This is a genomic window from Shewanella sp. FJAT-51649 (genome assembly GCF_019457435.1).
GTDB lineage: Bacteria > Pseudomonadota > Gammaproteobacteria > Enterobacterales > Shewanellaceae > Shewanella > Shewanella mangrovisoli.
Map to the genome: position 1 here is coordinate 181,130 of NZ_CP080411.1, position 26,382 is coordinate 207,511.

The 26,382-nt window shown below is 47.7% G+C and carries 21 protein-coding genes, 6 tRNA genes and 3 rRNA genes; 24 read left to right on the forward strand and 6 right to left on the reverse strand.

Annotation, left to right across the window (positions count from 1 at the left end; translation table 11 throughout):
* The first annotated feature begins 196 nt into the window (after nt 1–196).
* The 6 genes from nudE (at nt 197) to K0H59_RS00815 (ending at nt 6,159) form a co-directional block, all read left to right on the forward strand.
* Nucleotides 197–748, forward strand: a complete 552-nt coding sequence (gene nudE, locus K0H59_RS00790) for an ADP compounds hydrolase NudE (protein WP_220054386.1) — start codon at nt 197–199, stop codon at nt 746–748.
* A gap of 70 nt (nt 749–818) precedes the next feature.
* Complete coding sequence (gene cysQ, locus K0H59_RS00795) at nt 819–1,631, forward strand: 3'(2'),5'-bisphosphate nucleotidase CysQ (protein WP_011621003.1); 813 nt, start codon at nt 819–821, stop codon at nt 1,629–1,631.
* A 6-nt stretch (nt 1,632–1,637) separates the two neighbouring features.
* Nucleotides 1,638–2,081, forward strand: a complete 444-nt coding sequence (locus tag K0H59_RS00800; RefSeq protein WP_220054387.1) for a GNAT family N-acetyltransferase — start codon at nt 1,638–1,640, stop codon at nt 2,079–2,081.
* A gap of 230 nt (nt 2,082–2,311) precedes the next feature.
* On the forward strand, nt 2,312–2,923 hold the full coding sequence (locus K0H59_RS00805) for a TetR/AcrR family transcriptional regulator (protein WP_220054388.1): 612 nt from the start codon (nt 2,312–2,314) through the stop codon (nt 2,921–2,923).
* Nucleotides 2,914–4,779, forward strand: coding sequence for an MFS transporter (locus K0H59_RS00810; RefSeq protein WP_220054389.1), 1,866 nt, complete (start codon nt 2,914–2,916; stop codon nt 4,777–4,779). Before K0H59_RS00805 ends, K0H59_RS00810 begins: the two co-directional genes overlap by 10 nt.
* A gap of 66 nt (nt 4,780–4,845) precedes the next feature.
* A complete protein-coding gene (locus K0H59_RS00815) occupies nt 4,846–6,159 on the forward strand; it encodes a hypothetical protein (protein ID WP_220054390.1) in 1,314 nt (437 codons plus the stop codon).
* Between the two features lie 57 nt (nt 6,160–6,216).
* Here K0H59_RS00815 and mnmH read toward each other — a convergent pair whose 3' ends face one another.
* The 3 genes from mnmH to K0H59_RS00830 all read right to left on the reverse strand — a co-directional run bounded on the left by mnmH (nt 6,217) and on the right by K0H59_RS00830 (nt 9,575).
* Complete coding sequence (mnmH, locus tag K0H59_RS00820) at nt 6,217–7,314, reverse strand: tRNA 2-selenouridine(34) synthase MnmH (protein WP_220054391.1); 1,098 nt, start codon at nt 7,312–7,314, stop codon at nt 6,217–6,219.
* Nucleotides 7,314–8,372 (reverse strand): selenide, water dikinase SelD, encoded by a 1,059-nt coding sequence (gene selD, locus K0H59_RS00825; RefSeq protein ID WP_220054392.1) that lies wholly within the window; start codon nt 8,370–8,372, stop codon nt 7,314–7,316. Before selD ends, mnmH begins: the two co-directional genes overlap by 1 nt.
* A 96-nt stretch (nt 8,373–8,468) precedes the next feature.
* A complete protein-coding gene (locus K0H59_RS00830; RefSeq protein WP_041412484.1) occupies nt 8,469–9,575 on the reverse strand; it encodes a fatty acid desaturase in 1,107 nt (368 codons plus the stop codon).
* 143 nt (nt 9,576–9,718) lie between these two features.
* Between K0H59_RS00830 and fabR the strand changes: the two genes are divergently transcribed.
* On the forward strand, nt 9,719–10,333 hold the full coding sequence (gene fabR, locus K0H59_RS00835) for an HTH-type transcriptional repressor FabR (RefSeq protein WP_220054393.1): 615 nt from the start codon (nt 9,719–9,721) through the stop codon (nt 10,331–10,333).
* 69 nt (nt 10,334–10,402) lie between these two features.
* Here the strand turns inward: fabR and trmA are convergent, their stop codons facing one another.
* Entirely contained in the window at nt 10,403–11,500 is a 1,098-nt protein-coding gene (gene trmA / locus K0H59_RS00840) for a tRNA (uridine(54)-C5)-methyltransferase TrmA (protein ID WP_220054394.1), read from the reverse strand.
* A gap of 141 nt (nt 11,501–11,641) precedes the next feature.
* On the opposite strand from trmA, the gene murI reads away from it, so the two are divergent.
* Nucleotides 11,642–12,460: a glutamate racemase gene (gene murI / locus K0H59_RS00845; protein ID WP_220054395.1), complete on the forward strand. Its 819-nt coding sequence runs from the start codon at nt 11,642–11,644 to the stop codon at nt 12,458–12,460.
* 11 nt (nt 12,461–12,471) lie between these two features.
* Here the strand turns inward: murI and K0H59_RS00850 are convergent, their stop codons facing one another.
* A complete protein-coding gene (locus K0H59_RS00850; protein WP_011715450.1) occupies nt 12,472–12,936 on the reverse strand; it encodes an RNA-binding protein in 465 nt (154 codons plus the stop codon).
* 634 nt (nt 12,937–13,570) lie between these two features.
* Here K0H59_RS00850 and K0H59_RS00855 point away from each other — a divergent pair.
* The 7 genes from K0H59_RS00855 to birA all read left to right on the forward strand — a co-directional run bounded on the left by K0H59_RS00855 (nt 13,571) and on the right by birA (nt 20,969).
* Nucleotides 13,571–15,113: ribosomal RNA gene (locus tag K0H59_RS00855) — 16S ribosomal RNA — on the forward strand.
* Between the two features lie 70 nt (nt 15,114–15,183).
* A tRNA-Ile gene (locus K0H59_RS00860) sits at nt 15,184–15,260 on the forward strand.
* A gap of 44 nt (nt 15,261–15,304) precedes the next feature.
* A tRNA-Ala gene (locus K0H59_RS00865) sits at nt 15,305–15,380 on the forward strand.
* Nucleotides 15,381–15,652: 272 nt separating this feature from the next.
* A 23S ribosomal RNA gene (locus K0H59_RS00870) occupies nt 15,653–18,545 on the forward strand.
* Nucleotides 18,546–18,675: 130 nt separating this feature from the next.
* Nucleotides 18,676–18,791 (forward strand): 5S ribosomal RNA (gene rrf / locus K0H59_RS00875).
* The 16S, 23S and 5S rRNA genes sit together here with 2 tRNA genes alongside, the layout of an rRNA operon.
* A gap of 200 nt (nt 18,792–18,991) precedes the next feature.
* The gene (gene murB / locus K0H59_RS00880) at nt 18,992–20,017 is read left to right on the forward strand and encodes a UDP-N-acetylmuramate dehydrogenase (RefSeq protein WP_220054396.1); all 1,026 of its coding nucleotides are present in this window, start codon (nt 18,992–18,994) and stop codon (nt 20,015–20,017) included.
* A complete protein-coding gene (birA, locus tag K0H59_RS00885) occupies nt 20,010–20,969 on the forward strand; it encodes a bifunctional biotin--[acetyl-CoA-carboxylase] ligase/biotin operon repressor BirA (protein WP_220054397.1) in 960 nt (319 codons plus the stop codon). The genes murB and birA overlap by 8 nt, the downstream gene beginning before the upstream one ends.
* 1 nt (nt 20,970) lies before the next feature.
* Here birA and coaA read toward each other — a convergent pair whose 3' ends face one another.
* Entirely contained in the window at nt 20,971–21,921 is a 951-nt protein-coding gene (gene coaA, locus K0H59_RS00890; RefSeq protein ID WP_011715453.1) for a type I pantothenate kinase, read from the reverse strand.
* A 234-nt stretch (nt 21,922–22,155) separates the two neighbouring features.
* Here coaA and K0H59_RS00895 point away from each other — a divergent pair.
* The 9 genes from K0H59_RS00895 to rplA all read left to right on the forward strand — a co-directional run bounded on the left by K0H59_RS00895 (nt 22,156) and on the right by rplA (nt 26,292).
* Nucleotides 22,156–22,231: transfer RNA gene (locus K0H59_RS00895), tRNA-Thr, on the forward strand.
* Between the two features lie 7 nt (nt 22,232–22,238).
* Nucleotides 22,239–22,323 (forward strand) — tRNA-Tyr (locus K0H59_RS00900).
* Nucleotides 22,324–22,358: 35 nt separating this feature from the next.
* Nucleotides 22,359–22,432 (forward strand) — tRNA-Gly (locus tag K0H59_RS00905).
* A 9-nt stretch (nt 22,433–22,441) separates the two neighbouring features.
* Nucleotides 22,442–22,517: transfer RNA gene (locus K0H59_RS00910), tRNA-Thr, on the forward strand.
* 115 nt (nt 22,518–22,632) lie between these two features.
* Nucleotides 22,633–23,817, forward strand: a complete 1,185-nt coding sequence (gene tuf, locus K0H59_RS00915; protein ID WP_011715454.1) for an elongation factor Tu — start codon at nt 22,633–22,635, stop codon at nt 23,815–23,817.
* Nucleotides 23,818–24,096: 279 nt separating this feature from the next.
* Nucleotides 24,097–24,468 carry a preprotein translocase subunit SecE gene (gene secE / locus K0H59_RS00920; protein ID WP_011621018.1) on the forward strand — a complete coding sequence of 124 codons (372 nt, stop codon included), beginning with the start codon at nt 24,097–24,099 and terminating at the stop codon, nt 24,466–24,468.
* Between the two features lie 9 nt (nt 24,469–24,477).
* Nucleotides 24,478–25,029 (forward strand): transcription termination/antitermination protein NusG, encoded by a 552-nt coding sequence (gene nusG / locus K0H59_RS00925; RefSeq protein WP_088213140.1) that lies wholly within the window; start codon nt 24,478–24,480, stop codon nt 25,027–25,029.
* Between the two features lie 128 nt (nt 25,030–25,157).
* Nucleotides 25,158–25,586 carry a 50S ribosomal protein L11 gene (gene rplK / locus K0H59_RS00930; RefSeq protein ID WP_011621019.1) on the forward strand — a complete coding sequence of 143 codons (429 nt, stop codon included), beginning with the start codon at nt 25,158–25,160 and terminating at the stop codon, nt 25,584–25,586.
* A gap of 4 nt (nt 25,587–25,590) precedes the next feature.
* Nucleotides 25,591–26,292 (forward strand): 50S ribosomal protein L1, encoded by a 702-nt coding sequence (rplA, locus tag K0H59_RS00935; RefSeq protein ID WP_011715456.1) that lies wholly within the window; start codon nt 25,591–25,593, stop codon nt 26,290–26,292.
* The last annotated feature ends 90 nt before the right edge of the window (nt 26,293–26,382 follow it).

The window sequence follows — 26,382 nt, forward strand, 5'->3', positions numbered from 1 at the left end:
GTGAATTTTCGCGGTAAAAAGCGAAAAGTTTTAACCGTTTCTCCTTTGTCTTGGCTGAGTATGTGATTTAAATCCCGTGGCTTGGGTGGTGGTCTTTGGAATAGCCGCACTAAATTCAGGTTGTAGATTAAAGACAGGATAGTAAGATTGTCACTTATCCTAGTTAGTTTGTTGCTATTTTTATCCAGGGGCAGTTATGTCGCAGCGGCACCATAAGCCGGAAATCTTACATACCGAAGTTGTCGCTAAGAGCCGCTTGTTTCAAATTGAACAGGTTCATCTTAAATTCTCCAACGGTGTCGAGCGCCAGTATGAGCGGATGAAGGGGGGTAGCCGAGGCGCTGTGATGGTGGTGCCCATTCATCAAGGCAACATGCTGTTAGCCCGTGAATATGCCGCTGGAACAGATAATTACGAGCTAGGTTTTCCTAAGGGATTAATTGACCCTGGTGAGCAAGCTATCGAGGCGGCCAATCGAGAATTACAGGAAGAAATCGGTTTTGGGGCGCGTAAGCTAACATTGCTGAAAGAACTTAGTCTTGCGCCGGGTTATTTCTCTAGCAAGATGCAAATTTTTATTGCAGAAGAACTATATGAAAGCCGCCTCGAAGGCGATGAGCCAGAACCCATAGATGTGGTGCCCTGGGCGTTGGCCGAGTGGGAAGCATTACTCGATAATAGCGATTTTTCCGAATCTCGAAGTGTGAGCGCATTGTTTTTAGCGCAGAAACACCTACAACTTAAATAATCTTTTTCGTTAAAGCGTTCAGCAACTGAGTGCTTGTAAATCATTCGCGAAGTTTGCGATTGGAGTGGTTATGAAGCCAGAAGAGTTAATCGACGAGGTGATAGCGATAGCAACGGATGCGGGTCGCACTATTCGTGAGATTTACCTCAAGGGTAATTTTGAACGAGAAACCAAGTCTGATAATACCCCTGTTACCTCGGCGGACTTAGCGGCAAATAAGCTGATCTGTGAACGCTTAGCCGCATTGACGCCCGATATTCCTATCCTGTCCGAAGAGGCTGCCGATATTCCCTTAAGTGTGCGCGAAGGCTGGAAACGTTATTGGTTAGTCGATCCTCTCGATGGCACAGGGGAGTTTATTGCGGGCAGTGGTGACTTTTCGGTGATCATTGCGCTGGTGGAGCACAATCGCCCTGTGATGGGTGTGGTCTATGTGCCGATGACGCAGGTTTGCTACTACGCCATTGCGGGCTTAGGTGCCTATAAACGCACCGATAAGCAGGAAGTGCGCATCAGTAGTCGGCAAATTCAGCACCGTGAGCAAGTTTCTCTTAGGTTAGCTGTGAGTCGTCGTCAGGATCCCCAATCTGTGTTGACCCTGTTTAATCAGCCTAAGCACTGTGAGCTGGTGGTCATGGGTGGCGCAGCCTTGAAGAGTTGTCTGGTTGCCGAAGGACGCGCCGATTGCTATGTGCGAGTCGGGCCGACGGGGGAGTGGGACACCGGCGCCGCGCAGATCATTATTGAGGAAGCGGGTGGCCAGCTCATGGATACCGAGCTGCAACCTTTAACCTACAACGAGCGTGAGACGCTTGAAAATCCTAACTTTATTGTTGTGGGTGCGCCCAATTTAGAGTGGGATAAAATTTTAATTGGTGAATAGTTTTACATGCAGTCGATCCGTCCAGTATTAAAGTCAGAGTTAGCCGATGTTTTTCAACTCGAGCAGGCTATCTTTGGCGACCATTGTTATCCTGATTTTTTCTTCCGCCAAGGGTTTGATTGTTGGCCTGAGCAGTTTCTGGTTGCCGTAGATGATGGCGAGGAGCTGTTAGGCTATTTACTCTGTGCTCAAAGTGGCGACCCTGCTTGTATGTGGATTCTCTCCGTGGCGGTGAGTGAGCAAGCCCGCGGGCGAGGCATTGGTAAACAATTAATCCAACAATGTTTAACCCAACTACCGTCTCAGGTTAAGCGGGTGGATTTAACTGTCGATCCCCACAACCCGGCCCATGGTTTGTATCAGCGTTTAGGGTTTGTCGATACCGCCTTCGAAGCGGACTATTTTGGTGCTGGGGCCGACAGGGTGGTGATGAGTTATCACTGTCGCTAGGTAAAAGTTCAACCTCGAAATGGCGCCCTCGATTGAGGGCGCCATTTTTTTATGCGCTAAAAGTTAAATTCCTTCCAAGGTTCCCATCGATCTATTGCCTCAAAGTTAGCTCTTCTTCCCTCATTTTTATGGCTTTTAGTTCATGCTGTACGCAAAATAAACTTATTTTGAACGTTGTTTTTTATTTTTTAGGCTGTTAATCTCACAGTATTCAACAGGGAGTGAGACCTATGGCGAGACGCAAAGAACATAGTCATGATGAGATTCGTGCTATGGCAATAGAAGCGGCAATGGCATTGCTGCAACAGCAAGGGACACAGGAGCTGAGTTTACGCAAGATTGCTAGCCAGATTGGCTATGTGCCGAGTACCTTAATCAATATCTTTGGTAGCTATAACTACCTTCTGTTAGCCGTTTCTGAGGCAACGTTGCAGGCGCTGATGCGTCAGATCTCCGAGGTCAATGCAGAGAATAGTCGCAATCAAATCATTAGCATGGCGCAAAAATACGCTGAGTTTGCCCATGCACAGCGCCAATGTTTTAAGTTGGTATTTGAACTGCAGCTACTTGACTCCGAACCTTTGCCCGAATCCCAAGGCCAGCTTATCGCGGGTTTATTCAGTTTAATTGAGCGTGAGTTAGCCCTGTTATTCCCCCATAAAACTGCTGAGCAGCAACTTCAAATGAGCCGAGTACTCTGGGGCGGCATCCACGGCCTCACCGCCTTATCACTGGATAATAAATTGTTTGCCGATACGGCATCTTTACCCGCTTTGTTAGAAAGTCATGTGACTGGGTATTTACAGGGAATGGGTTATCAGAGGGAAGCATCATGCTGCTAACAAAACGTTTTTTACCGTATTTTGCTACCCAATGCCTTGGGGCACTTAACGACAATATTTATAAAAATGTGTTGTTACTGCTGGTTACCTTCAGCCAAGTCAACGACTTACCTATTAGTGTCGACATGTTTGTCAATTTGGCTGCAGGGGTCTTTATCCTGCCGTTTTTCCTATTTTCGGCCCATGCAGGCGTGGTGGCCGACAATATGGATAAGGCCAAACTTATCCGTCGCTTAAAACTGCTCGAAGTCATCATTATGTTCAGTGCCGCCGCGGCCATCGTGAGCGAAAATTACATGATGATGTTATTACTGTTGTTTTTAACTGGCAGTCAGTCAGCCTATTTTGGGCCGGTCAAATATTCCCTATTACCTCAAGCCTTAAAAGAAGATGAGTTAGTGACGGGCAATGCCTGGGTTGAGATGGGGACGTTTCTGTCTATCTTGATTGGTACCTTGAGTGCCGGGATTTTGGTGTCTGAAAACAATGCCACCTTGTGGTCGGCCATCACAGTCGCGGCCCTTGCCTTGGCGGGGTATTTATCTAGCCGCGCGATCCCAGCTTTACCGCCACAGGGTACAGTTCAGAAAATCCAATTTCGCCCATTATCAGGCACTTGGCGCACCATAAAGAAGGCACGTCAAACGCCTTCGATTTGGATGGCCATCCTCGCCATTAGCTGGTTCTGGTTTTTGGGGGCGACATATCTGACCCAATTCCCTAACTTTGCCAAGTTGCACCTGCACTCTGGCGCGACAGTGGTGTCGCTGCTGCTGGGGATGTTTTCTATTGGGATTGCGGCGGGCTCCTTTGTCTGTGAGCGTTTTTCCTTTGGCCATGTGGAGTTAGGTTTGCTGCCCTTTGGGGTGCTCGGGTTAACTGTGTTTGGTGTGGACTTACTTTGGGCGATTCCGCCAGCACCGGCGGATGCGCAGTTTGTTTATGGCTTACACTCCTTCATTGCCGAGTCGAAGCATTATCGAGTGATGTTGGACTTCTTTATGATTGGGGTCAGCGGTGGTTTGTTTATCGTGCCTCTGTATGCCTTTATTCAGGCGCGCTCCGCTAAGGGAGAATGTGCGCAAGCGATTGCTGCGAATAACATTATGAACTCGCTCTTTATGGTGGCGTCGGCGTTGTTGTCTATGCTGTTACTCGGGGTGGCTGGCTGGAGTATTCCACAGTTGTTCCTGATGCTGGCGGTGATGAACTTTGTGGTTGCGCTTTACGTGTATTCTCAGGTGCCTGAGTTCACACAACGATTTATCAGTTACTTACTCAGCCATGTGATGTATCGGGTGACTGTGACTGGGCGAGAAAAGATCCCTAAAGAAGGCGCTGGTATCATAGTCTGTAACCATGTGAGCTATGTGGATGCGTTGATCATTATGGGCGCCTCGACCCGCCCGATTCGTTTCGTGATGGATAAATCCATCAGTGAAATCCCTGTGCTGAAATACCTGTTCCGCCATGCTGGGGTGATCCCGATTTGTTCGCCGCGTCAGAGTGAGGCAACTTACAATCAAGCTTTTGAATCGATTCATGAGGCGTTAGCGAATGGCGAGTTGGTGTGTATCTTTCCCGAAGGTCGTTTAACCCCCGATGGTGAACTTGGCGAGTTCCGTCCCGGTATCGATAAAATCTTGGCCCGCGATCCCGTGCCCGTGATCCCTATGGCGCTCAATGGTCTGTGGGGTTCTTACTTTAGTCATAAAGATGGCCATGCATTGACTACTATGCCGAAACGCTTTTGGTCCAAGGTTTCGGTGGATATTGATGGCCCTATTCTGGGAGCGTCCACTAGCCGCGCAAATCTACGGCAGCAAGTTGCAAACCTACTTGCTTTACGAAATTGAGATATGATGTAATCCCTCGGTTAAAAAGTTACATATAAATAACAATTTGAGTGTTGGAGTTTGGTCATGAAAAAGGGATGCTATATAGGCGCTTTGGTACTTGTGCTAAGTGGGTGTGGAGGGTCTGGTGATTCAAACTCAGATGACTCCGATGGAGGAAATCCTACATCACCTCGACTAACAATGGATGTCGAGAGCACAGCGTCAATGTGTAATATAAGAGAAAAGAAAGCAGGTGTTGATGTGATTGTTCATCGACGTGACGGTAGTATTCTGAACTCTTATAAGAGTGATGCGCAGGGACATGTCGATGTCCCTTGGCCTAGTGAAGCATCACATTTAACGGTCGCGGCACAAGAGTTTGTGAATGGTAGCTCTTCTTGGCGGATCCAGACAGATTTAAATGCTAAAGCCAGTGATTATGGTATATATCGATTTACCGATGAAAATTTAAATAGTGGTTGTGACTGTAGTGATATCAATTTAAATACAAGTGAGATAGCTACTGTTTATAGTAACTACTATCTTTATGGTAATAATGCTTATATCAATCCAGCGCTCACCAATAATCCATTGCATGTGTGTAAGCGTGACAATAAATTCGCGCCGGTGAACTTTATATTAATTCCTAAGCAGGGTGGTATTGCTGCTTATGCAGCTAGTATAGATCCCAATGAGATTGATTTATCGCAAGTTATTTCACTTTCAAGCAGTATGTTTGAAGGGGCGAGTCATGAGGGTACTTTGCTCAATGTAGATGTGAATAGCAGTAACTATTTTTTACGTAGTTATTCTGAAACAGAATACGGTCGCCAAAACTGGATTTCATGGCCTACAAGAGAAGTTCAGCTATTCCCCGAGCTTTTTAATCGCAATCTCGTGTCTGCATCACAACAAATCGATCTCGGTGGAAATGATATTGGAACTATGAGTTATGTCGGATTAACTCGGAGAGCCGTTGCAGATGCTTCAAATAATTTAAGCTTAAATTTACCATTAAATGAAAATCTAATGCTAAGTGAAGTTACACGCTTAATGAGTACAATTGGTAATGCAGGAAGTACAAATTATGACTTCAGTTTCAACGCTAATCGTATGCAAGGAGTGCAGGTAACCTTATCGCAAAGCAATGATTACTGGTCTATTTCAGGCCCGCTGAAGGGTTCTATTCCTGATTTAGATTTGCCTGCGCACCTACAAGCGGCCTTTGATGATTCGTCGATGACATCGATGAGTTTCTATGTATGGGGTTATAGTGGTATGGCTGATTTATATGATTTACGCTCTGAGCTGAGTAAGTCTAGCCGCAGCACTAATTCTATACGTTCGACTAAATTTGACAATTACGACTACGAAGATATCACTATTTCAACGTATTAGTTTTGCAGGAAAAGCACCGCTGTACGCCATTGTGCGGCGGTGTATTTTCTATTTTTATTAATAGTTATCCAGCCACTCATGCATGGCTTGATGACTTCCCCTAAACAGAATATTGCCGGCTTTCTTTTGCAACTGGTATTCGTACATGGGGTCGTAATATTTGTGTAGTAGCAGGCTTATCCAGGCCAAATGTTGTGAGGTTTGGTTTTGATTAAGTTGCTGCGACAGTGCTTGTTGCATCATGTCTTGCAACTCTTGATATTGCTTACCACCAAGACGTTTGCGAATACTGCCAAGACTCTGTAATAGGTAGTGGCTAAAGGCTTCGAAACCTGCCTCTAAGCCGAGACGTTCGCTAAATCCTCGATGCATTTTATGAACATATTCATCGAGTAAACGAGTTAGCCTGATGTCATCGTCTTCTTCGAGTACCAGAATATCGGCCGTCTGCATGGCACTATAAAAGCTTTGCGGCAGCGCCGAGCGGCCAATCAAAAAGCTTTCATCCTCGAGCAACAAACAGGCGTGATTGCCTAATTGATGCCGAAGCAGGGCGATGGCGAGCTGATTTTCAAAATTAATTTGTGTCGGTTGTGGGTCGATGTTTTTACCAAAGCTCGAGCCTCTGTGATTGGCAATGCCTTCGAGATCGATTGCTTCTTTACGCAGTCTTAAAAAATCGGTTTTACCGCTTCCCGTCATACCGCTCAGGCTTAGCAAAGGTTGCTGACTTGGCGCCGTCTCAATGACACCAATTAAATATTGGCGCATACCTTTGTAGCCACCCTGCACATAAGGCACGGTAACGCCTGCCTCTTGCAGCCATTGCTGAGTTAATTGTGAGCGTAGCCCGCCGCGAAAGCAGTAAAGATAAGCTTCTGGGTTTGCTGATAAAAAGTTTAACCAAGCATCAATACGCTGCTGTTTTACCACGCCATGCACGAGGGAATGGCCCAGGGCGATCGCGGCTTGCTGCCCTTGCGCTTTATAGCAAGTGCCGACCTTTTCCCTCTCCTTATCAACCATTAACGGCAGATTTACCGAGGAAGGAAAAGCGCCGCGGCCAAACTCGATTGGCGCCCTTAAGTCGATTAATGGCTGCCCAGCAACAAAGATATCGTGATATTGCTGGGCGGGGATGAGCTTAGCTGTCATTAACACAGCACCACATTGGCGGTGGAGATGGGTGTTTCTAACGAGCCAATACAGATAGGCTCAATTTGATGGGCATTAAGTAGCGCCACCAGTTCCGCTTCGGCCTCACTTGACACCGCCACTAACAAGCCACCACTGGTTTGTGGGTCACACAAAATGGCTTTTTGATGATCGGTAAGTGTGGGTAAGTGTTCGCCATAACTGTCGTAGTTACGATGGGTGCCACCGGGAATACAGCCTTGCGCTAGATAGTCGAGGGCGCGGGGTAAGAGTGGCACGGCATCGAGGTCAAGTTTAGCGGTGAGTTTGGCTCCTTGGCACACTTCCAGTAGATGGCCCGCCAGCCCAAAACCAGTGACATCGGTGAGGGCGTTCACGCCTTTAATCTTAGCAATTTTGGCGCCTATGCTATTGAGCTGGCACATGGCATTGACTGCAATTTGGCTATCTTCGTCTTTGAGCTTCTTCTGCTTTTGTGCCGTAGTGAGAATGCCAATGCCGATAGGTTTAGTGAGATACAAGCGATCGCCCGCTTTTGCGGTATCGTTTTGTTTTAAATCCGTCAGGGCGATTTGCCCGGTGACCGCAAGGCCAAAGATTGGTTCAGGCGCATCGATACTGTGACCTCCGGCTAACATTATCCCGGCTTCCATACAGGCTTGACGGCCACCATCGACCACTTGTTGCGCGATCTCGGCGGGAAGTTTGTTCACTGGCCAGCCTAGAATCGCAATCGCCATCATGGGCGTGCCACCCATGGCATAGATATCGCTAATGGCATTGGTGGCGGCGATACGGCCAAAGGTAAAGGGGTCATCTACGATAGGCATAAAAAAGTCGGTGGTACTGATAATGCCGATTTCATCATTGAGTTTGTAAACGGCTGCATCATCACGGCTTTGATTGCCGACCAACAGATTAGGATCGGTAAATACAGGCAGCTGCGAGGCAAGAATCGTGGTCAGTACTTTAGGGGAAATTTTACAGCCGCAGCCGGCACCATGACTATATTCTGTGAGTTTAATGCTATCGGCGGAAGATACAGCGGAATTCGACATGAGCCTTACATCCTGTAAAAAGTGATTGAGGCATCATCATAATAGGATACGGCCACCATGCAAGGCGGCCGTATGATTTTTACCGAGAATTGTGGTCTAGCTATAACTTGCCGTGAGGCTCTTCCAGCTTTTTTGCTGAGTCAGGAATCGTGTCTTCAATTCTTCGACTTGCAGTAATAACTGTTGATCGACCAGTTGCTTACGTTTGGCGTCTAACAGCGCCTTTTTCGCTTGATAGTATTCTAGTAAATGTTCCTTCATTAACTCGTATTCCTGTTGGATTTTCTCAATCACTTCATCGGCATTGGGCAGATGGACCACTTTATTTTTGGCATGTAGCAGTTGCATCTGCAGGCGTGCGCTCTCAATCCGTTCCTGTGGACTGGTGCGTAGGTCTTTGGCTAAGCCAACCCAAGATAAACCCTTAATCAGCCACTTAGTCGGATCGTAATGCCACCACTTAATGCCGTTACGGTAATCGTTCTCGAAGATATGGTGGAAATTATGGTAACCCTCACCGTAGGTCAACATCGCCAGAAAACCGTTGTCACGGGCGGTGTTTTTATCGGTATAGGGTTGGCTACCCCACACGTGGGCGAGAGAGTTGATGAAGAAGGTGCAGTGATGCACAACGACTAAGCGCAGTAATCCAGCCATCAGCAACATACCGGCAATATTGCCAGTGAACCAGCCGAGTAGCGCGGGCAGACCAATATTCATCAGAATCACGAGGGCGAGATAGTGCTTGTGTTGCCACATTACGATTCGGTCGTTCTGCAAATCACGCACGTTTTGGTAGTCATGGTAACGCTGGGCTTGGTATTCGCGCAGCATCCAACCGATATGGCTGTACCAGAAACCCATGTTAGCCGAGTAGGGGTCTTTATCATTGTCATCGACATGCTTATGGTGCACACGATGATCGGATGCCCAATGTAATGCACTGTTTTGCAATGCTAATGCACCGCCAAGCGCGTAGAGGAAACGTACCGCAGGGTGAGCTTTATAGGCCTTGTGCGACCAGAGTCTATGGTAACCCGCTGTGATCGACAGACCACTTGCAAAGGCTAACACCACAAAAGCAATCCATTCGCTGGCGCCATACCCGTGGGTTAGGCCATACCAAGGAACAAGGATAACTGCACTGAGGAAGGTGAGGCTAAAGAGGATGACATTTAGCCAGATGATAGGGGGTTTATTCATTATAGTTTCCAATATCCGCATTTGAGCGTACAACTGTAAGCTAATTTAGCCTAGCAATCTTGTTTGGTCAAGGTGGATGGGGCTGTGTTTCAGACGCAAAAGCGGTATTATCGCGTCATTACATTCAGTTAGCGGATTGAAGAATGGGTATTCGTGCACAGCAAAAAGAGAAAACTCGGCGGGCATTGGTCGATGCGGCGTTTAACCAGCTCAGTGCTGAGCGAAGTTTCTCTAGCTTAAGCTTGCGAGAGGTGGCGAGGGAAGCCAACATTGCACCCACATCCTTTTATCGTCATTTTAAGGATATGAATGAGCTCGGGTTGACCATGGTCGACGAAGGCGGGCTCACCCTAAGACAGATGATGCGAAAGGGGCGGCAACGTGCCGAAGCCGGGGGCAGTGTGATCCGCATTTCTGTGGATACCTTTATGGAAGTGCTTGATTCTAATCCAAACGTTTTCAGAATCTTACTGCATGAGCGCTCAGGGACTTCGGCGGCATTCCGCGCGGCGGTAGCCCGTGAGATTGAACATTTTATCTCTGAACTGGCCCATTACACCGAAGCGACAGCGGGCCGCACGCCTATGCTCGCCAGAGCACAGGCAGAAGCCTTAGTGACCTTAGTGTTTAACGCCGGAGCGTCGGCGCTGGATATGAAGCGCGCCGATCGTAAAGTGCTCGCCGATCAACTGGTGATGCAATTACGTATGGTGGCGAAGGGTGCCGAGGCCTTACAACATAAGATCGAGCATCGTTAAGTAAGAGTGTGATTTAGTCTAAAAATAAAGGAGCCAATGGCTCCTTTATTTTTAGGTACATAGAGTCGCCTAACGACGCTCAAGCAGTACACCTGTTTCCATATGGTCGGTATAAGGGAACTGATCGAACAGGGCAAAACGGGTGACTTTATGGGTCTGATTTAATTGCTGCAAATTGTCTTTCAGGGTGTCGGGATTACAAGAGATATACAGGATCCGCTCATAACCTTGCACTAGCTCCAACGTGGCTGGGTCGATACCTGCTCGTGGTGGGTCGACAAAAATGGTGTTGCAGACATAGCTGTCCAGATCTATGCCTTCTAAGCGTCTAAAGCTGCGCTTTTTCGCCATCGCATCGCTAAATTCTTCCGCCGACATACGAATAATCTGCAGATTATCGATATTGTTGACTTCGATATTGTACTGGGCTGCATCCACCGAAGGTTTAGCTAACTCGGTCGCGAGCACGCGATTAAAGTTTTGTGCCAGCGCGATGGAGAAGTTGCCATTACCACAGTAAAGCTCCAGTAAATCGCCTTGGCTGCGTTGAGTCACGTCGATAGCCCATTCCAGCATCTTGATTGCCACCTTGGCATTTGGCTGGGTAAAGCTGTTTTCGATTTGTTTGTAATGGAAAACTTTGTCATTCACTTGCAGTGACTCAACCACAAAGTCTTTATCTAAATCGATTTTCTGTTTGCGCGCACGGCCAATGATGTTGACCTTAAATTGGCTGCTCAATCTGGCTTTAAGTGCGGCGGCTTCGGTGCGCCATTGGTCATCAAGCTGTCTGTGATACAGCAGTGACACTAAAATCTCACCGCTGAGCGTTGATAAAAAATCAACTTGGAAGAGTTTATGACGTAGGCTGTGGTTCGGTTTTAACTCGGCGATCAGCGCCGCCATCATCTGATTGATTAACGCGCTCGCGGGTAAGTATTGATCGCAACGAACTTTGTCGTTCAATACTTTATCGAACATGTAATAGTATAAATCGTCGCCTTCGTGCCATACGCGAAACTCGGCGCGCATCCGATAGTGGGCAGGTTCTGAGGCAAACACTTCAACACTCGGTGTCTCAAATTGGGCAAAGGCCTGCTCTAGCTTGATACGCTTTGCAGTTAGTTGCGCATCATAGGTCGTGGGATCCATTGCTGCTAAGTTCATTGTTGATTCACCGTGGCTGTAAATTGGGGCGCAAATTTTATACTAGGTGACACGAATGTCCAGCATCTTGGTTTTGCGGTTTGAGTTAAGCTGTGGGAGAATCCGCTCGCGAATGGGACAACGAATTAACTGGAGACGGGCTTGTCGCAACCAATATTAGTATTCGATTCTGGCATCGGCGGGCTATCCGTATTGGCCGAAATTCGCAAATTGCTCCCACATCACGATTACTGCTATTTGTTCGATAATGCCAGATTGCCCTATGGCGAATTGGAAGAGCAGGAACTTGTCTCGGGTTGTGTTGCGCTCATCGACCAAGTCGTCGAGCGTACCCATGCCGCCATTGTCGTCGTTGCCTGCAATACCGCCAGTACTGTGGTGCTGCCCGCACTGCGTGCAACCTTATCTATTCCTGTTGTGGGTGTTGTCCCCGCCATTAAACCCGCGGCGCAGTTATCTAAAAGTAAGCGTATCGGTTTGCTCGCCACCCCTGGTACGGTCAAGCGCCACTATACCTACGAGTTAATCAGCCAATTTGCCGATGATTGTCACGTTGAGCTGTTCGGATCTTCTGAATTAGTGCTGATGGCCGAGCAGAAGATTGCCACTGGTCAATTGGACATGGCGCGGTTAACACAGGTTTTATCACCCATCGTCGAAGCGGACTTAGATGTACTGGTGCTTGGATGCACTCACTTCCCTATGCTGCGTGATGAATTGCAACAGGTATTAGGCCAAGGTGTCACCTTGCTCGATTCCGGTGAGGCAATCGCCAAGCGAGTCAAAACATTGTTGGCTGAGACTAACAGTGAGCAGCAAGTTCAAGAAGATGCGCACTGCGATGCACATATGCAGGCGTTTTATACTAAAGCGGAAATCAGTGAGGGATTAGCGACTACGTTAGTCGATTGTGGCTTTTCAACTTTAGAGCGAATCACCACAATCAACTCAAACGGATAAATTAACGCGGATTACTCATCGGTACCTGTACGGTCGGCAGCTTCCGAATCTTGAGTCTTCGCTTCTCTAACCTTTAAGGTTCTTTCTTGGAAGTTGAAATCGTTCAACTTGACCATCGCCTTTTGAGCTCCCGCCTCGGACATTTCCACAAAGCCAAACCCTTTACGACGACCCGTTTTACGATCACGTACTAAACGTACTGAGTTGACGGGGCCGAACTCACCAAACAGAACCTTCACTTCACCCTCATGGACACGATAAGGCAAGTTGCCTACATAGAGTGTCATGGTCGGGCCAACATATTGCTCATCTGCACCTTGAGCTTGGTTTGTCTCTGGGACAAATTTAAAAACGAGAGTAGTAATGATAACGCCAGCAACAAAAGCGATGTACGCAGGTAATGTAGTTGCAAACTGAGATAGCGCGATTGCGCCGAGAATGGCAATAACCAAAACAATAAGAAATGACTTTTGCATATAAATGCTCTCTGAATGAAATAGAAAATGATAAATAACTGTTAACAGCAAATCATATGGTAATGAATTATTTACTTTTACACTAGACCGCTGCCGAAAAATTGAGCGTGAATTATCATTTCTCAGATAAAAATTCGCTTTTAAATCGAATAACAAAGCAGAAAGAGATAAAAAATAGACATGATGTTTAAAATATCGACGTACGATTTAAATAACCGAAAAAAGCCCTTGCACAAAAAGTTCTGCTGCCTATAATGCGCATCCACTGACACGGCAGACAGCGAAACGCAGTTTCAAGTGCCAGTTCATCGAGTGATTCACTCCTCGATGAGCGAAAAGAAAGTTGCAAAAACTACTTGACGCAAAAACGGGAATGCGTAGAATACGCAGCCCTGACCCGCTGAAATCACTTACGGTAAGGCGATGGTCAACGCTCTTTAACAATTTATCAAGCAAATCTGTGTGGACACTCACAGGTGTTGAGTTAATCGAAATTACTCTGCCGTTTGGCGAGTAATCAAAATTTACATCAATGAATGAGTGTTCATAGCAATATGTACAGTTTGTTTTGACTTTCGGGTTGAAACGACAAATCAGAATTCATTGAGCCGAACCTTCGGGTTCACAAAACTTTTAATTGAAGAGTTTGATCATGGCTCAGATTGAACGCTGGCGGCAGGCCTAACACATGCAAGTCGAGCGGCAGCACAAGTAAGTTTACTTATGAGGTGGCGAGCGGCGGACGGGTGAGTAATGCCTAGGGATCTGCCCAGTCGTGGGGGATAACAGTTGGAAACGACTGCTAATACCGCATACGCCCTACGGGGGAAAGGAGGGGACCTTTGGGCCTTCCGCGATTGGATGAACCTAGGTGGGATTAGCTAGTTGGTGAGGTAATGGCTCACCAAGGCGACGATCCCTAGCTGTTCTGAGAGGATGATCAGCCACACTGGGACTGAGACACGGCCCAGACTCCTACGGGAGGCAGCAGTGGGGAATATTGCACAATGGGGGAAACCCTGATGCAGCCATGCCGCGTGTGTGAAGAAGGCCTTCGGGTTGTAAAGCACTTTCAGTAGGGAGGAAAGGTTGTAAGTTAATACCTTGCAGCTGTGACGTTACCTACAGAAGAAGGACCGGCTAACTCCGTGCCAGCAGCCGCGGTAATACGGAGGGTCCAAGCGTTAATCGGAATTACTGGGCGTAAAGCGTGCGCAGGCGGTTTGTTAAGCGAGATGTGAAAGCCCCGGGCTCAACCTGGGAATTGCATTTCGAACTGGCAAACTAGAGTCTTGTAGAGGGGGGTAGAATTCCAGGTGTAGCGGTGAAATGCGTAGAGATCTGGAGGAATACCGGTGGCGAAGGCGGCCCCCTGGACAAAGACTGACGCTCAGGCACGAAAGCGTGGGGAGCAAACAGGATTAGATACCCTGGTAGTCCACGCCGTAAACGATGTCTACTCGGAGTTTGGTGTCTTGAACACTGGGCTCTCAAGCTAACGCATTAAGTAGACCGCCTGGGGAGTACGGCCGCAAGGTTAAAACTCAAATGAATTGACGGGGGCCCGCACAAGCGGTGGAGCATGTGGTTTAATTCGATGCAACGCGAAGAACCTTACCTACTCTTGACATCCAGAGAATTCGCTAGAGATAGCTTAGTGCCTTCGGGAACTCTGAGACAGGTGCTGCATGGCTGTCGTCAGCTCGTGTTGTGAAATGTTGGGTTAAGTCCCGCAACGAGCGCAACCCCTATCCTTATTTGCCAGCGCGTAATGGCGGGAACTCTAGGGAGACTGCCGGTGATAAACCGGAGGAAGGTGGGGACGACGTCAAGTCATCATGGCCCTTACGAGTAGGGCTACACACGTGCTACAATGGCGAGTACAGAGGGTTGCAAAGCCGCGAGGTGGAGCTAATCTCACAAAGCTCGTCGTAGTCCGGATTGGAGTCTGCAACTCGACTCCATGAAGTCGGAATCGCTAGTAATCGTGGATCAGAATGCCACGGTGAATACGTTCCCGGGCCTTGTACACACCGCCCGTCACACCATGGGAGTGGGCTGCAAAAGAAGTGGGTAGCTTAACCTTCGGGAGGGCGCTCACCACTTTGTGGTTCATGACTGGGGTGAAGTCGTAACAAGGTAGCCCTAGGGGAACCTGGGGCTGGATCACCTCCTTACCTATACGACTAACTCGATGTTTGTTGAGTGTTCACACAGATTTGCTTGATAGAAGATAGAGTAAAAGATGGGTCTGTAGCTCAGCTGGTTAGAGCGCACCCCTGATAAGGGTGAGGTCGGTGGTTCAAGTCCACTCTGACCCACCAATCCTTTGAGGGTTGGACATCTGATACTCGCACTGCATGTAAATGGGGCTATAGCTCAGCTGGGAGAGCGCCTGCCTTGCACGCAGGAGGTCTGCGGTTCGATCCCGCATAGCTCCACCATTTACTGCAATCTGGTTAGAGATGCCAAAGATAAACTGAAAAATTATCTTTGGCTTTTTTAAGCCCGCTCTTTAACAATTTGGAAAGCTGATAGTAATTAATGCAATGATGTCTGTCGTTGTGTTAATACGAAAAAATTGAGTTCTTAAAACACTTTTTAAGTGTCTTGAATATTCAAGTCTAAGGCGAGTCCATTTCCTTGGTCGGAAATGAGACAAGTAAAACCAGCTGGTCGCAACGACCTAGGTGAGTGAAACTCATTTGGGTTGTATGGTTAAGCGACTAAGCGTATACGGTGGATGCCTTGGCAGTCAGAGGCGATGAAGGACGTAGTAACTTGCGAAAAGCGTTGGCGAGCTAGTAACAAGCATTTGAGCTAACGATGTCCGAATGGGGGAACCCAGCAGCATAAGCTGTTATCGTAACGTGAATACATAGCGTTGCGAGGCAAACGAGGGGAACTGAAACATCTAAGTACCCTTAGGAAAAGAAATCAACCGAGATTCCCCTAGTAGCGGCGAGCGAACGGGGATTAGCCCTTAAGTCAGAGGGGTGTTAGTGGAATGGTCTGGAAAGTCCAGCGGCACAGGGTGATAGCCCCGTACACGAAAACTAACCTTTGATGAAAACGAGTAAGGCGGGACACGTGATATCCTGTTTGAATATGGGGGGACCATCCTCCAAGGCTAAATACTCCTGACTGACCGATAGTGAACCAGTACCGTGAGGGAAAGGCGAAAAGAACCCCTGTGAGGGGAGTGAAATAGAACCTGAAACCGTATACGTACAAGCAGTGGGAGCGGTTCTTGAGACCGTGACTGCGTACCTTTTGTATAATGGGTCAGCGACTTACGTTTTGTAGCGAGGTTAAGCGAATAGCGGAGCCGTAGGGAAACCGAGTGTTAACTGCGCGTTTAGTTGCAAGGCGTAGACCCGAAACCCGGTGATCTAGCCATGGGCAGGTTGAAGGTTGAGTAACATCAACTGGAGGACCGAACCGACTAATGTTGAAAAATTAGCGGATGACTTGTGGCTGGGGGTGAAAGGCCAATCAAACCGGGAGATATCTGGTTCTCCTCGAAAGCTATTTAGGTAGCGCCTCGGACGAACACCTTTGGGGGTAGAGCACTGTTAAGGCTAGGGGGTCATCCCGACTTACCAACCCTTTGCAAACTCCGAATACCAAAGAGTGCTATCCGGGAGACAGACGGCGGGTGCTAACGTCCGTCGTCAAAAGGGAAACAACCCAGACCGTCAGCTAAGGTCCCAAAGTGTATGTTAAGTGGGAAACGATGTGGGAAGGCTTAGACAGCTAGGATGTTGGCTTAGAAGCAGCCATCATTTAAAGAAAGCGTAATAGCTCACTAGTCGAGTCGGCCTGCGCGGAAGATGTAACGGGGCTAAACATACCACCGAAGCTACGGGTGCAATCCTTTAGGGTTGCGCGGTAGAGGAGCGTTCTGTAAGCCGTTGAAGGTGAAGGGGTAACCCACGCTGGAGGTATCAGAAGTGCGAATGCTGACATGAGTAACGATAAAGGGGGTGAAAAACCCCCTCGCCGAAAGACCAAGGGTTCCTGTCCAACGTTAATCGGGGCAGGGTGAGTCGACCCCTAAGGCGAGGCCGAAAGGCGTAGTCGATGGGAAACAGATTAATATTTCTGTACTTCCGCTAACTGCGATGGAGAGACGGAGAAGGCTAGGCTAGCGCGGCGTTGGTAGTCCGCGTTTAAGGTGGTAGGTGGGTGACTTAGGCAAATCCGGGTCACTATACACTGAGAGCTGATGACGAGTCCCCAAGGGGATGAAGTAGTTGATGCCATGCTTCCAGGAAAATCTTCTAAGCTTCAGGTTAGCGGGAATCGTACCCCAAACCGACACAGGTGGTCGGGTAGAGAATACCAAGGCGCTTGAGAGAACTCGGCTGAAGGAACTAGGCAAAATGGTACCGTAACTTCGGGAGAAGGTACGCTGCTGTTGGTGATGGGACTTGCTCCCTAAGCTGACGGCAGTCGCAGATACCAGGTGGCTGCAACTGTTTATCAAAAACACAGCACTGTGCAAAATCGCAAGATGACGTATACGGTGTGACGCCTGCCCGGTGCCGGAAGGTTAATTGATTGGGTTATCGCAAGAGAAGCTCATGATCGAAGCCCCGGTAAACGGCGGCCGTAACTATAACGGTCCTAAGGTAGCGAAATTCCTTGTCGGGTAAGTTCCGACCTGCACGAATGGCGTAATGATGGCCACGCTGTCTCCAGCCGAGACTCAGTGAAGTTGAAATTGCGGTGAAGATGCCGTATACCCGCGGCTAGACGGAAAGACCCCGTGAACCTTTACTATAGCTTGGCACTGAACATTGACCCTACATGTGTAGGATAGGTGGGAGACTTTGAAGTTGGAACGCTAGTTCTGATGGAGTCGTCCTTGAAATACCACCCTTGTAGTGTTGATGTTCTAACTTGGGCCCCTAATCGGGGTTAAGGACAGTGCCTGGTGGGTAGTTTGACTGGGGCGGTCTCCTCCCAAAGAGTAACGGAGGAGCACGAAGGTTGGCTAAGTACGGTCGGACATCGTACGGTTAGTGCAATGGCATAAGCCAGCTTAACTGCGAGACAGACACGTCGAGCAGGTACGAAAGTAGGTCATAGTGATCCGGTGGTTCTGAATGGAAGGGCCATCGCTCAACGGATAAAAGGTACTCCGGGGATAACAGGCTGATACCGCCCAAGAGTTCATATCGACGGCGGTGTTTGGCACCTCGATGTCGGCTCATCACATCCTGGGGCTGAAGTCGGTCCCAAGGGTATGGCTGTTCGCCATTTAAAGTGGTACGCGAGCTGGGTTCAGAACGTCGTGAGACAGTTCGGTCCCTATCTGCCGTGGGCGTTGGATGATTGAGGGGAGTTGCTCCTAGTACGAGAGGACCGGAGTGAACGAACCGCTGGTGTTCGGGTTGTCATGCCAATGGCATTGCCCGGTAGCTATGTTCGGAATCGATAACCGCTGAAAGCATCTAAGCGGGAAGCGAGCCCCAAGATGAGTCATCCCTTGGACTATAAGTCCACTAAAGAGCCGTTCGAGACTAGGACGTTGATAGGTCAGGTGTGTAAGCGTTGTGAGGCGTTGAGCTAACTGATACTAATGACTCGAGAGGCTTAACCATACAACCCAGATGGGTTTTGCTAAGAGTACTTAGCTTGAATACAAACACTTAAGAAGTGCAACTCAAACCAGCTTTCCGAATTTAATTTACTGCCTGCATGAGATAAGACTGGTAGTAAATAACAAATTTGCTTGGTGACAATAGCATTGTGGTCCCACCTGATCCCATCCCGAACTCAGAAGTGAAACGCAATCGCGCCGATGGTAGTGTGGGGTCTCCCCATGTGAGAGTAGGTCATCGCCAAGCGCCTAACATTCTCGGAAGAGAGCAGAAAGCCAGCTGAATAAGCTGGCTTTTTTGTTTTTGGCAGTTCTTAACCGCCACTTCCACTGTTATTTTTACTCTTGTTCAAGGTCTTGCGCCTGCTTTGACCGATCGACCTCAGTTTGCTGCAATTCTAGGGTGAAGCGTTTACAATGTCGCTTTTGTCGCGGCAGAACATCACCATGTCTTTTCCATATTCGCTAAAGCCGTTTAATACTTTTGGCGTGGAGCAATCCTGCTTATCCTTGATTGAAGTCCATTCCAAGGCAGATCTACAAGCGACCTGCTTATCCTTATATCAGTCTAAGCGACCTATGCTTGTGCTGGGTGGCGGTAGCAATATCGTATTCACCGATGATTTTAATGGCACTGTAGTGCGAGTTTTGTCTAAGGGCATTTTCTGCTCTGAAGATGACACTCACTTTTACCTTGCTGTTGAGGCGGGTGAGAACTGGCATGAGTTGGTTCAATTCAGCTTAAATCAGAACATGCCAGGACTTGAGAATTTAGCGCTGATCCCTGGTACCGTTGGTGCGGCTCCGATCCAAAATATCGGCGCCTATGGCGTTGAGCTGTGCGATATTTGTGATTGGGTCGAATATCTAGATCTCGAGTCTGGTAACTTGCTAAGGCTTACAGTCGATGAGTGTGAGTTTGCCTATCGGGAGTCGATATTTAAAGGCAGCTTACGCGACAAAGCTGTGATTACCGCCGTTGGTTTGTGCCTTCCTAAAGCTTGGCAACCGAAATTGGCCTATGGTCCGTTGCAATCATTTACCGCTGAGACAGTGACCCCAAGGGAGATTTTTGATCGGGTCTGTGAAGTGAGGAGCGAAAAGCTACCTAACCCAGAAGTGCTAGGGAATGCAGGCAGTTTCTTTAAGAATCCAATCGTAAGCGCGGCGACATATATGCAGCTTGCTGCGCGTTTCCCGAGTATCGTCGGTTATGCTCAACCCAATGGAGAGGTTAAACTGGCTGCGGGTTGGCTAATCGAGCATGCGGGTCTTAAGGGTTTTGCTCTTGGTAATGCGGGCGTACATGCAAAGCAAGCCTTAGTATTAGTCAATTTAGGCCATGCGACTGGCCAAGATATTTGTCGATTAGCATTGCATGTGATTGCGCGAGTAAATGAGATTTTTGATGTTAAGCTCGAAGCTGAGCCAAGAATTATGGGATTAACAGGGGAGACGAGTCTTGATGTCTGATAACTGGGTGAGAAAACGCGAAATTCTGGGATTGTTGTCGAGCGAACATTTTGTCTCAGGTGAAGAGTTGGCAACACAACTGGGTATTTCTCGTGCGGCGGTGAGTAAGCATGTGGATGCTTTGGAAGAGTATGGCGTGGCAATTTACAGTGTCAAAGGCCGTGGTTACAAGCTAGCGAACCCCATCTCCCTCATCGACTCGGCTCGGTTAATTCAGTCGATTGATAATCGCTGCTTTTATTTTGATGAGATCCCAAGCACTAACGGATTTATGTTAAGTCATACGGGTGAGCTTAAGAGTGGCGACCTTTGTGTCGCGGAATACCAGTCGGCAGGGCGAGGTCGACGCGGCCGTACTTGGGTTTCTCCCTATGGGCATCATTTATATTTCTCGCAGTTCTGGTCATTCCCACAGGGTATGGCGCAGGCCATGGGCTTAAGCTTAGTGGTGGCTTGTAGTTTAGTCGAGGTATTGAAATCCTTTGGTGTTGATAATATCGGCGTGAAATGGCCAAACGATATTTACCTTAATTATAAAAAGCTTGCTGGGATTTTAATTGAGATGTCAGGTCAGGCTGACAGCGAGTGCCAATTGATCATTGGTATTGGCGTCAACATGGCCATGTCGGAAGATCAGGGTAAAGGTATCGACCAGCCTTGGAGCGATCTATCCGCCTTAGCGACTATGCCGAATAAAACGGATCTCGTGATTGCGCTGCAAAAGCAGCTGAAGAAAGACATTCAACTCTTTGAGCGAGAAGGACTGGCGGCATTCAAACTGCGTTGGCAAGCGGCTGATCTATTCTATGGCAAAGAGATCCGTTTGCTCATGGGTGAAAATCATGTCGATGGTATTTGCCGCGGTGTGGACGAACAGGGGGCAGTGCTACTCGAAACCGCCGATGGCACACAGGCATACATCGGCGGCGAAATCAGTTTAAGGCCAAGATAGATTATTTGCGTAACAATACGTGGGACATCAAGTGATCCTGACCTTTTTGCAGGATCAGATGTGCCCGCTCTCTTGTCGGCTGGATATTGAGTTGTAAATTGGGGCCGTTAATCGTGTCCCAAATCTTCGCTGCAATGGCATTCGCCTCATCATCCGTTAGGCTGGCATAGTGATGAAAATACGACTTTTCATCACTGAAGGCGCCTTTGCGGAACTGCAAAAAGCGCTCCTGATACCACTGCTTTAATAAGTGCTCTTCGGCATCGACGTAAATGGAGAAGTCGACAAAGTCAGAGACGAAGGGGCGGCGTATATCTACCGGAGAATCTAAGCCGGTTTGCAGTACATTGAGTCCTTCTAGGATCAAAATATCAGGTTGAGAAACCGTTTGATGTTGGCCGCGAATACGATCGTAAGTCACGTGGGAATAGATAGGCGCATTTACATGGGCTTGCCCCGATTTTACCGCCGAAATAAATTCGACCAACATCTTCATGTCGTAGCTTTCGGGAAAGCCTTTACGCTGCAGTAAACCCTTGCGCTTTAAGTCAGCCAAAGGATACAGAAAACCATCGGTAGTGACTAAATCGACCTTAGGATGCTCAGGCCAGTGGCGCAGTAATGCCTGTAAAATACGCGCTGTGGTACTTTTGCCTACGGCAACGCTGCCGGCGATACTAATGATATAAGGGCTACTTGAGGGTTTTTGGCCGAGAAACTCATCCAAAACTAAGCCACGTTGTTGCTTCGATTTTACGATGAGATTGAGTAACCTACTGAGAGGCAAGTAAATGTCGGTCACTTCTGAGAGGGAGACCTTCTCATTAATACCACGCAAATTTTCCAAGTCTTGTTCACTCAGTGTCATCGGCACTGCGTCCCGTAAAACAGACCATTGCGCGCGCTCAAAGGCAAGATAGAGTGCTTTTTGAATTGGATTTTTTGACGTCATTGGCTTTCCTCGGCTTAGGGATCGCACAGTACACCATGACTTAAGTATCGACAATATAAAATCTATTCCCGATGCCCCGTTTATTGGTCAGGATTGAGTATTCGCAGAATAATTGCACGACAGCCTAGGTTTGAGTGTAAAAAAGCATCATTTGATTGCTTTTTTTAAACAAATCGTCGATTTTTGCTTGCACTTGGGCACACATTTACCTAATATCCCGTTCCGAAATGATTTGCCGGCATAGCTCAGTTGGTAGAGCAACTGACTTGTAATCAGTAGGTCCCGAGTTCGACTCTTGGTGCCGGCACCATTTTACTGGAGGGGTTCCCGAGTGGCCAAAGGGATCAGACTGTAAATCTGACGGCTCCGCCTTCGAAGGTTCGAATCCTTCTCCCTCCACCATTTTCTAGGTAGTTAGGTAGCCTTAGTTAGGTTGCGCGGGCATCGTATAATGGTATTACTCCAGCCTTCCAAGCTGATAACGCGGGTTCGATTCCCGCTGCCCGCTCCAAATTTAGTTGCTGATATGGCTCAGTTGGTAGAGCACACCCTTGGTAAGGGTGAGGTCGGCAGTTCGAATCTGCCTATCAGCACCAGCCTTTCTAAATTAAGCTCCTATACCTAAATAATCGGTTCGATGTCATTTATATGCATCGGATTTTTTCTATATGTATGTTTTCATCACCAAGACTCTTGGATTGAGGCAATACCATGGCAAAAGCTAAATTTGAACGTAATAAGCCCCATGTTAACGTGGGCACCATCGGTCACGTTGACCATGGTAAAACCACTCTGACTGCAGCTATCTCTCACGTACTGGCTAAGACCTACGGTGGTGAAGCTAAAGACTTCTCTCAAATCGATAACGCTCCAGAAGAGCGTGAGCGCGGTATTACCATCAATACCTCTCACATCGAATACGATACGCCAACTCGCCACTACGCACACGTAGACTGCCCAGGCCACGCTGACTATGTTAAAAACATGATCACTGGTGCTGCACAGATGGACGGCGCGATCCTGGTAGTAGCTTCTACTGACGGTCCAATGCCACAAACTCGTGAGCACATCCTGCTGTCTCGCCAAGTAGGCGTACCATTCATCATCGTATTCATGAACAAATGTGACATGGTTGACGATGCTGAGCTGTTAGAATTAGTTGAAATGGAAGTGCGTGAACTGTTATCAGAATACGACTTCCCAGGTGATGACTTACCAGTTATCCAAGGTTCTGCTCTGAAAGCGCTTGAAGGCGAGCCAGAGTGGGAAGCTAAGATCATCGAATTAGCCGCTGCACTGGATTCTTACATCCCAGAACCAGAGCGTGATATCGATAAGCCATTCCTGATGCCAATCGAAGACGTATTCTCAATCTCTGGCCGTGGTACAGTAGTAACTGGTCGTGTTGAGCGTGGTATCGTACGTGTTGGTGACGAAGTAGAAATCGTTGGTATCCGTGCAACTACTAAGACAACCTGTACTGGTGTTGAAATGTTCCGTAAGCTGCTTGACGAAGGTCGTGCAGGTGAGAACTGTGGTATCCTGTTACGTGGTACTAAGCGTGATGACGTAGAACGTGGTCAAGTATTATCTAAGCCAGGTTCAATCAACCCACACACTACTTTTGAATCAGAAGTTTACGTTCTGTCAAAAGAAGAAGGTGGTCGTCACACTCCATTCTTCAAAGGCTACCGTCCACAGTTCTACTTCCGTACAACTGACGTGACTGGAACTATCGAACTGCCAGAAGGCGTAGAGATGGTAATGCCAGGCGACAACATCAAGATGAAAGTGACTCTGATCTGCCCAATCGCGATGGACGAAGGTTTACGCTTCGCAATCCGTGAAGGTGGCCGTACAGTAGGCGCTGGTGTTGTAGCTAAGATTTTCGCTTAATCGCGAACTTGCTATAGTACTGAAAAAGGAAGCTTCGGCTTCCTTTTTTGTTTAAGTCGATTATTTACTAGGTTTTGTGGGTTGCAACGGCTGTGCATCCTTGCTAACAAGGTCGAATAAGAATACAATCTATGGCCGATTTTTGACCCTGAGCTTATGCAACATGATGCGTTTCTAGGGGTATTCGGAATGCAGAGTATCTAAAGCGTATTGTAACTGGGTCGTATGTCCCTAATTATTGTGCTCAAGCTCAGGCCGTATTGAGTAACGGAATAACCGATGACAACAAATACTGAAAACCAGACTAACTCTCTGGATATCGTGAAGTGGGGTTTAGCGATCCTATTGCTGGCCGCTGCTGTTATTGGCAATCAGATGTATAGCGAGACAAGTGCCGTGATCCGTGCACTGGCTGTTATCGTTGCATTCGCTATTGCTGGTTTTATTGCCCTGCAAACAGAAAAGGGTAAGAAAGCCTTAGCGTTCGCTCGTGAGTCGCAAATTGAAGTGCGCAAGGTCGTATGGCCAACACGTCAAGAAGCGCTTAACACCACTTTTATTGTCCTTGCTGCAACAGGTATTTTAGCCCTTGTTTTATGGGGTTTAGATGCAGTGTTAATGCACATTGTCAATTTCATCACTGGCGTATAGGCACCTCGAATGACTGAAGCTAAAGAAGCTAAAAAAAGATGGTATGTAGTGCAGGCATTCTCAGGCTATGAAAGCCGAGTTTGTAAGTCACTGATTGAATACATTAAAATGCACGGCATGGAAGAGTACTTCGGCGAAGTATTGGTTCCGACTGAAGAAGTCATTGAAATGCGTGCAGGCCAGCGTCGTAAGAGCGAGCGTAAGTTTTTCCCTGGTTATGTTTTAGTCCAGATGGAAATGAACGATGACAGCTGGCATTTAGTCAAAAGCATCCCGCGTGTTTTAGGCTTTATTGGCGGAACTTCTGATCGTCCTGCCCCAATTTCAGATAGAGAAGCGGATGCAATTCTGCGTCGCTTACAAGAAACCACAGCTTCACCGACTCACCGTGTTATTTTCGAGCCGGGCGAAGTGGTGCGTGTTTGTGATGGTCCATTTGCTGACTTTAACGGTACCGTTGAAGAAGTGGATTATGACAAGAGCCGCGTAAAAGTGTCAGTAATGATCTTTGGTCGTTCTACACCAGTTGAGCTCGATTTTAATCAGGTCGAAAAAGGCTGATTAAATTAAATACAAAAATCCGTTTGGCAACGGGTGCGGATTTCTATATAATCCGCACCCGTTGTTTTCGGGGGAGCACGTCGGCATGTCGCTGATGCGCGTTTGAACCCAAACTGAGGAAATGTCAGATGGCAAAAAAGATTGATGCTTATATTAAGCTACAAGTGAAATCAGGTTCTGCGAACCCTTCACCACCAGTTGGTCCAGCTCTGGGTCAGAAAGGTGTGAACATCATGGAATTCTGTAAAGCGTTCAACGCCCGTACAGAAAAAATGGAAAAAGGCATGCCTATTCCAGTCGTGATCACTGTATACAGTGACCGTTCATTCACTTTCGAAACTAAGACTCCGCCAGCTTCTTACTTACTGAAGACTGCTGCAGGCCTGAAATCAGGTTCTCCACGTCCAAACACTCAGAAAGTAGGTACTATCGCTCGTGCTAAGATTCAAGAAATTGCTGAATTGAAAGCGGCCGATATGACTGGTGCTGATGTTGAAGCGATGACTCGCTCAATCGAAGGTACTGCGCGTTCAATGGGTTTGGTTGTAGAGGGTTAATATAATGGCAAAACTAACTAAACGCATGCGCGTAATCCGCGAGAAAGTTGACGGTACTAAGTTATACGAAATCAACGACGCTGTTGCTCTGTTAAAAGAATTAGCGACTGCTAAGTTCGTTGAAAGTGTTGACGTTGCTGTTAACCTGGGTATCGACCCACGTAAATCAGACCAAAACGTTCGTGGTGCTACTGTATTACCACACGGTACTGGTCGTGAAGTTCGCGTTGCAGTATTTACACAAGGTGCAAATGCTGAAGCTGCAAAAGCTGCTGGTGCAGAACTCGTTGGTATGGATGATCTGGCTGAGCAAATCAAAGCCGGTGAAATGAACTTCGACGTAGTTATCGCATCTCCAGATGCAATGCGCGTTGTTGGTATGTTAGGTCAAATCTTAGGCCCTCGTGGTTTAATGCCTAACCCAAAAACTGGCACAGTAACGCCAAACGTTGCTGAAGCAGTTAAGAACGCTAAAGCTGGTCAAGTTCGTTACCGTAACGACAAGAACGGTATTATCCACACTACTATCGGTAAAGTGGATTTCACACCAGTTCAATTGAAAGAAAACTTGGAAGCGTTAATCTCTGCACTGAAAAAGGCTAAGCCTGCAGTTGCTAAAGGTGTATACGTGAAGAAAGTTAGCATCTCTACCACTATGGGTGCAGGTGTAGCTATCGACCAAGCGACTCTCGATACAGCTAACTAATTTTACAAGGTACGCGCATTAGTCTATAATGCGCGCACTTTGTGGGTTGAAGCCTGTTTTTGATGTGTAAAACATCGTGAAACGGGCTTC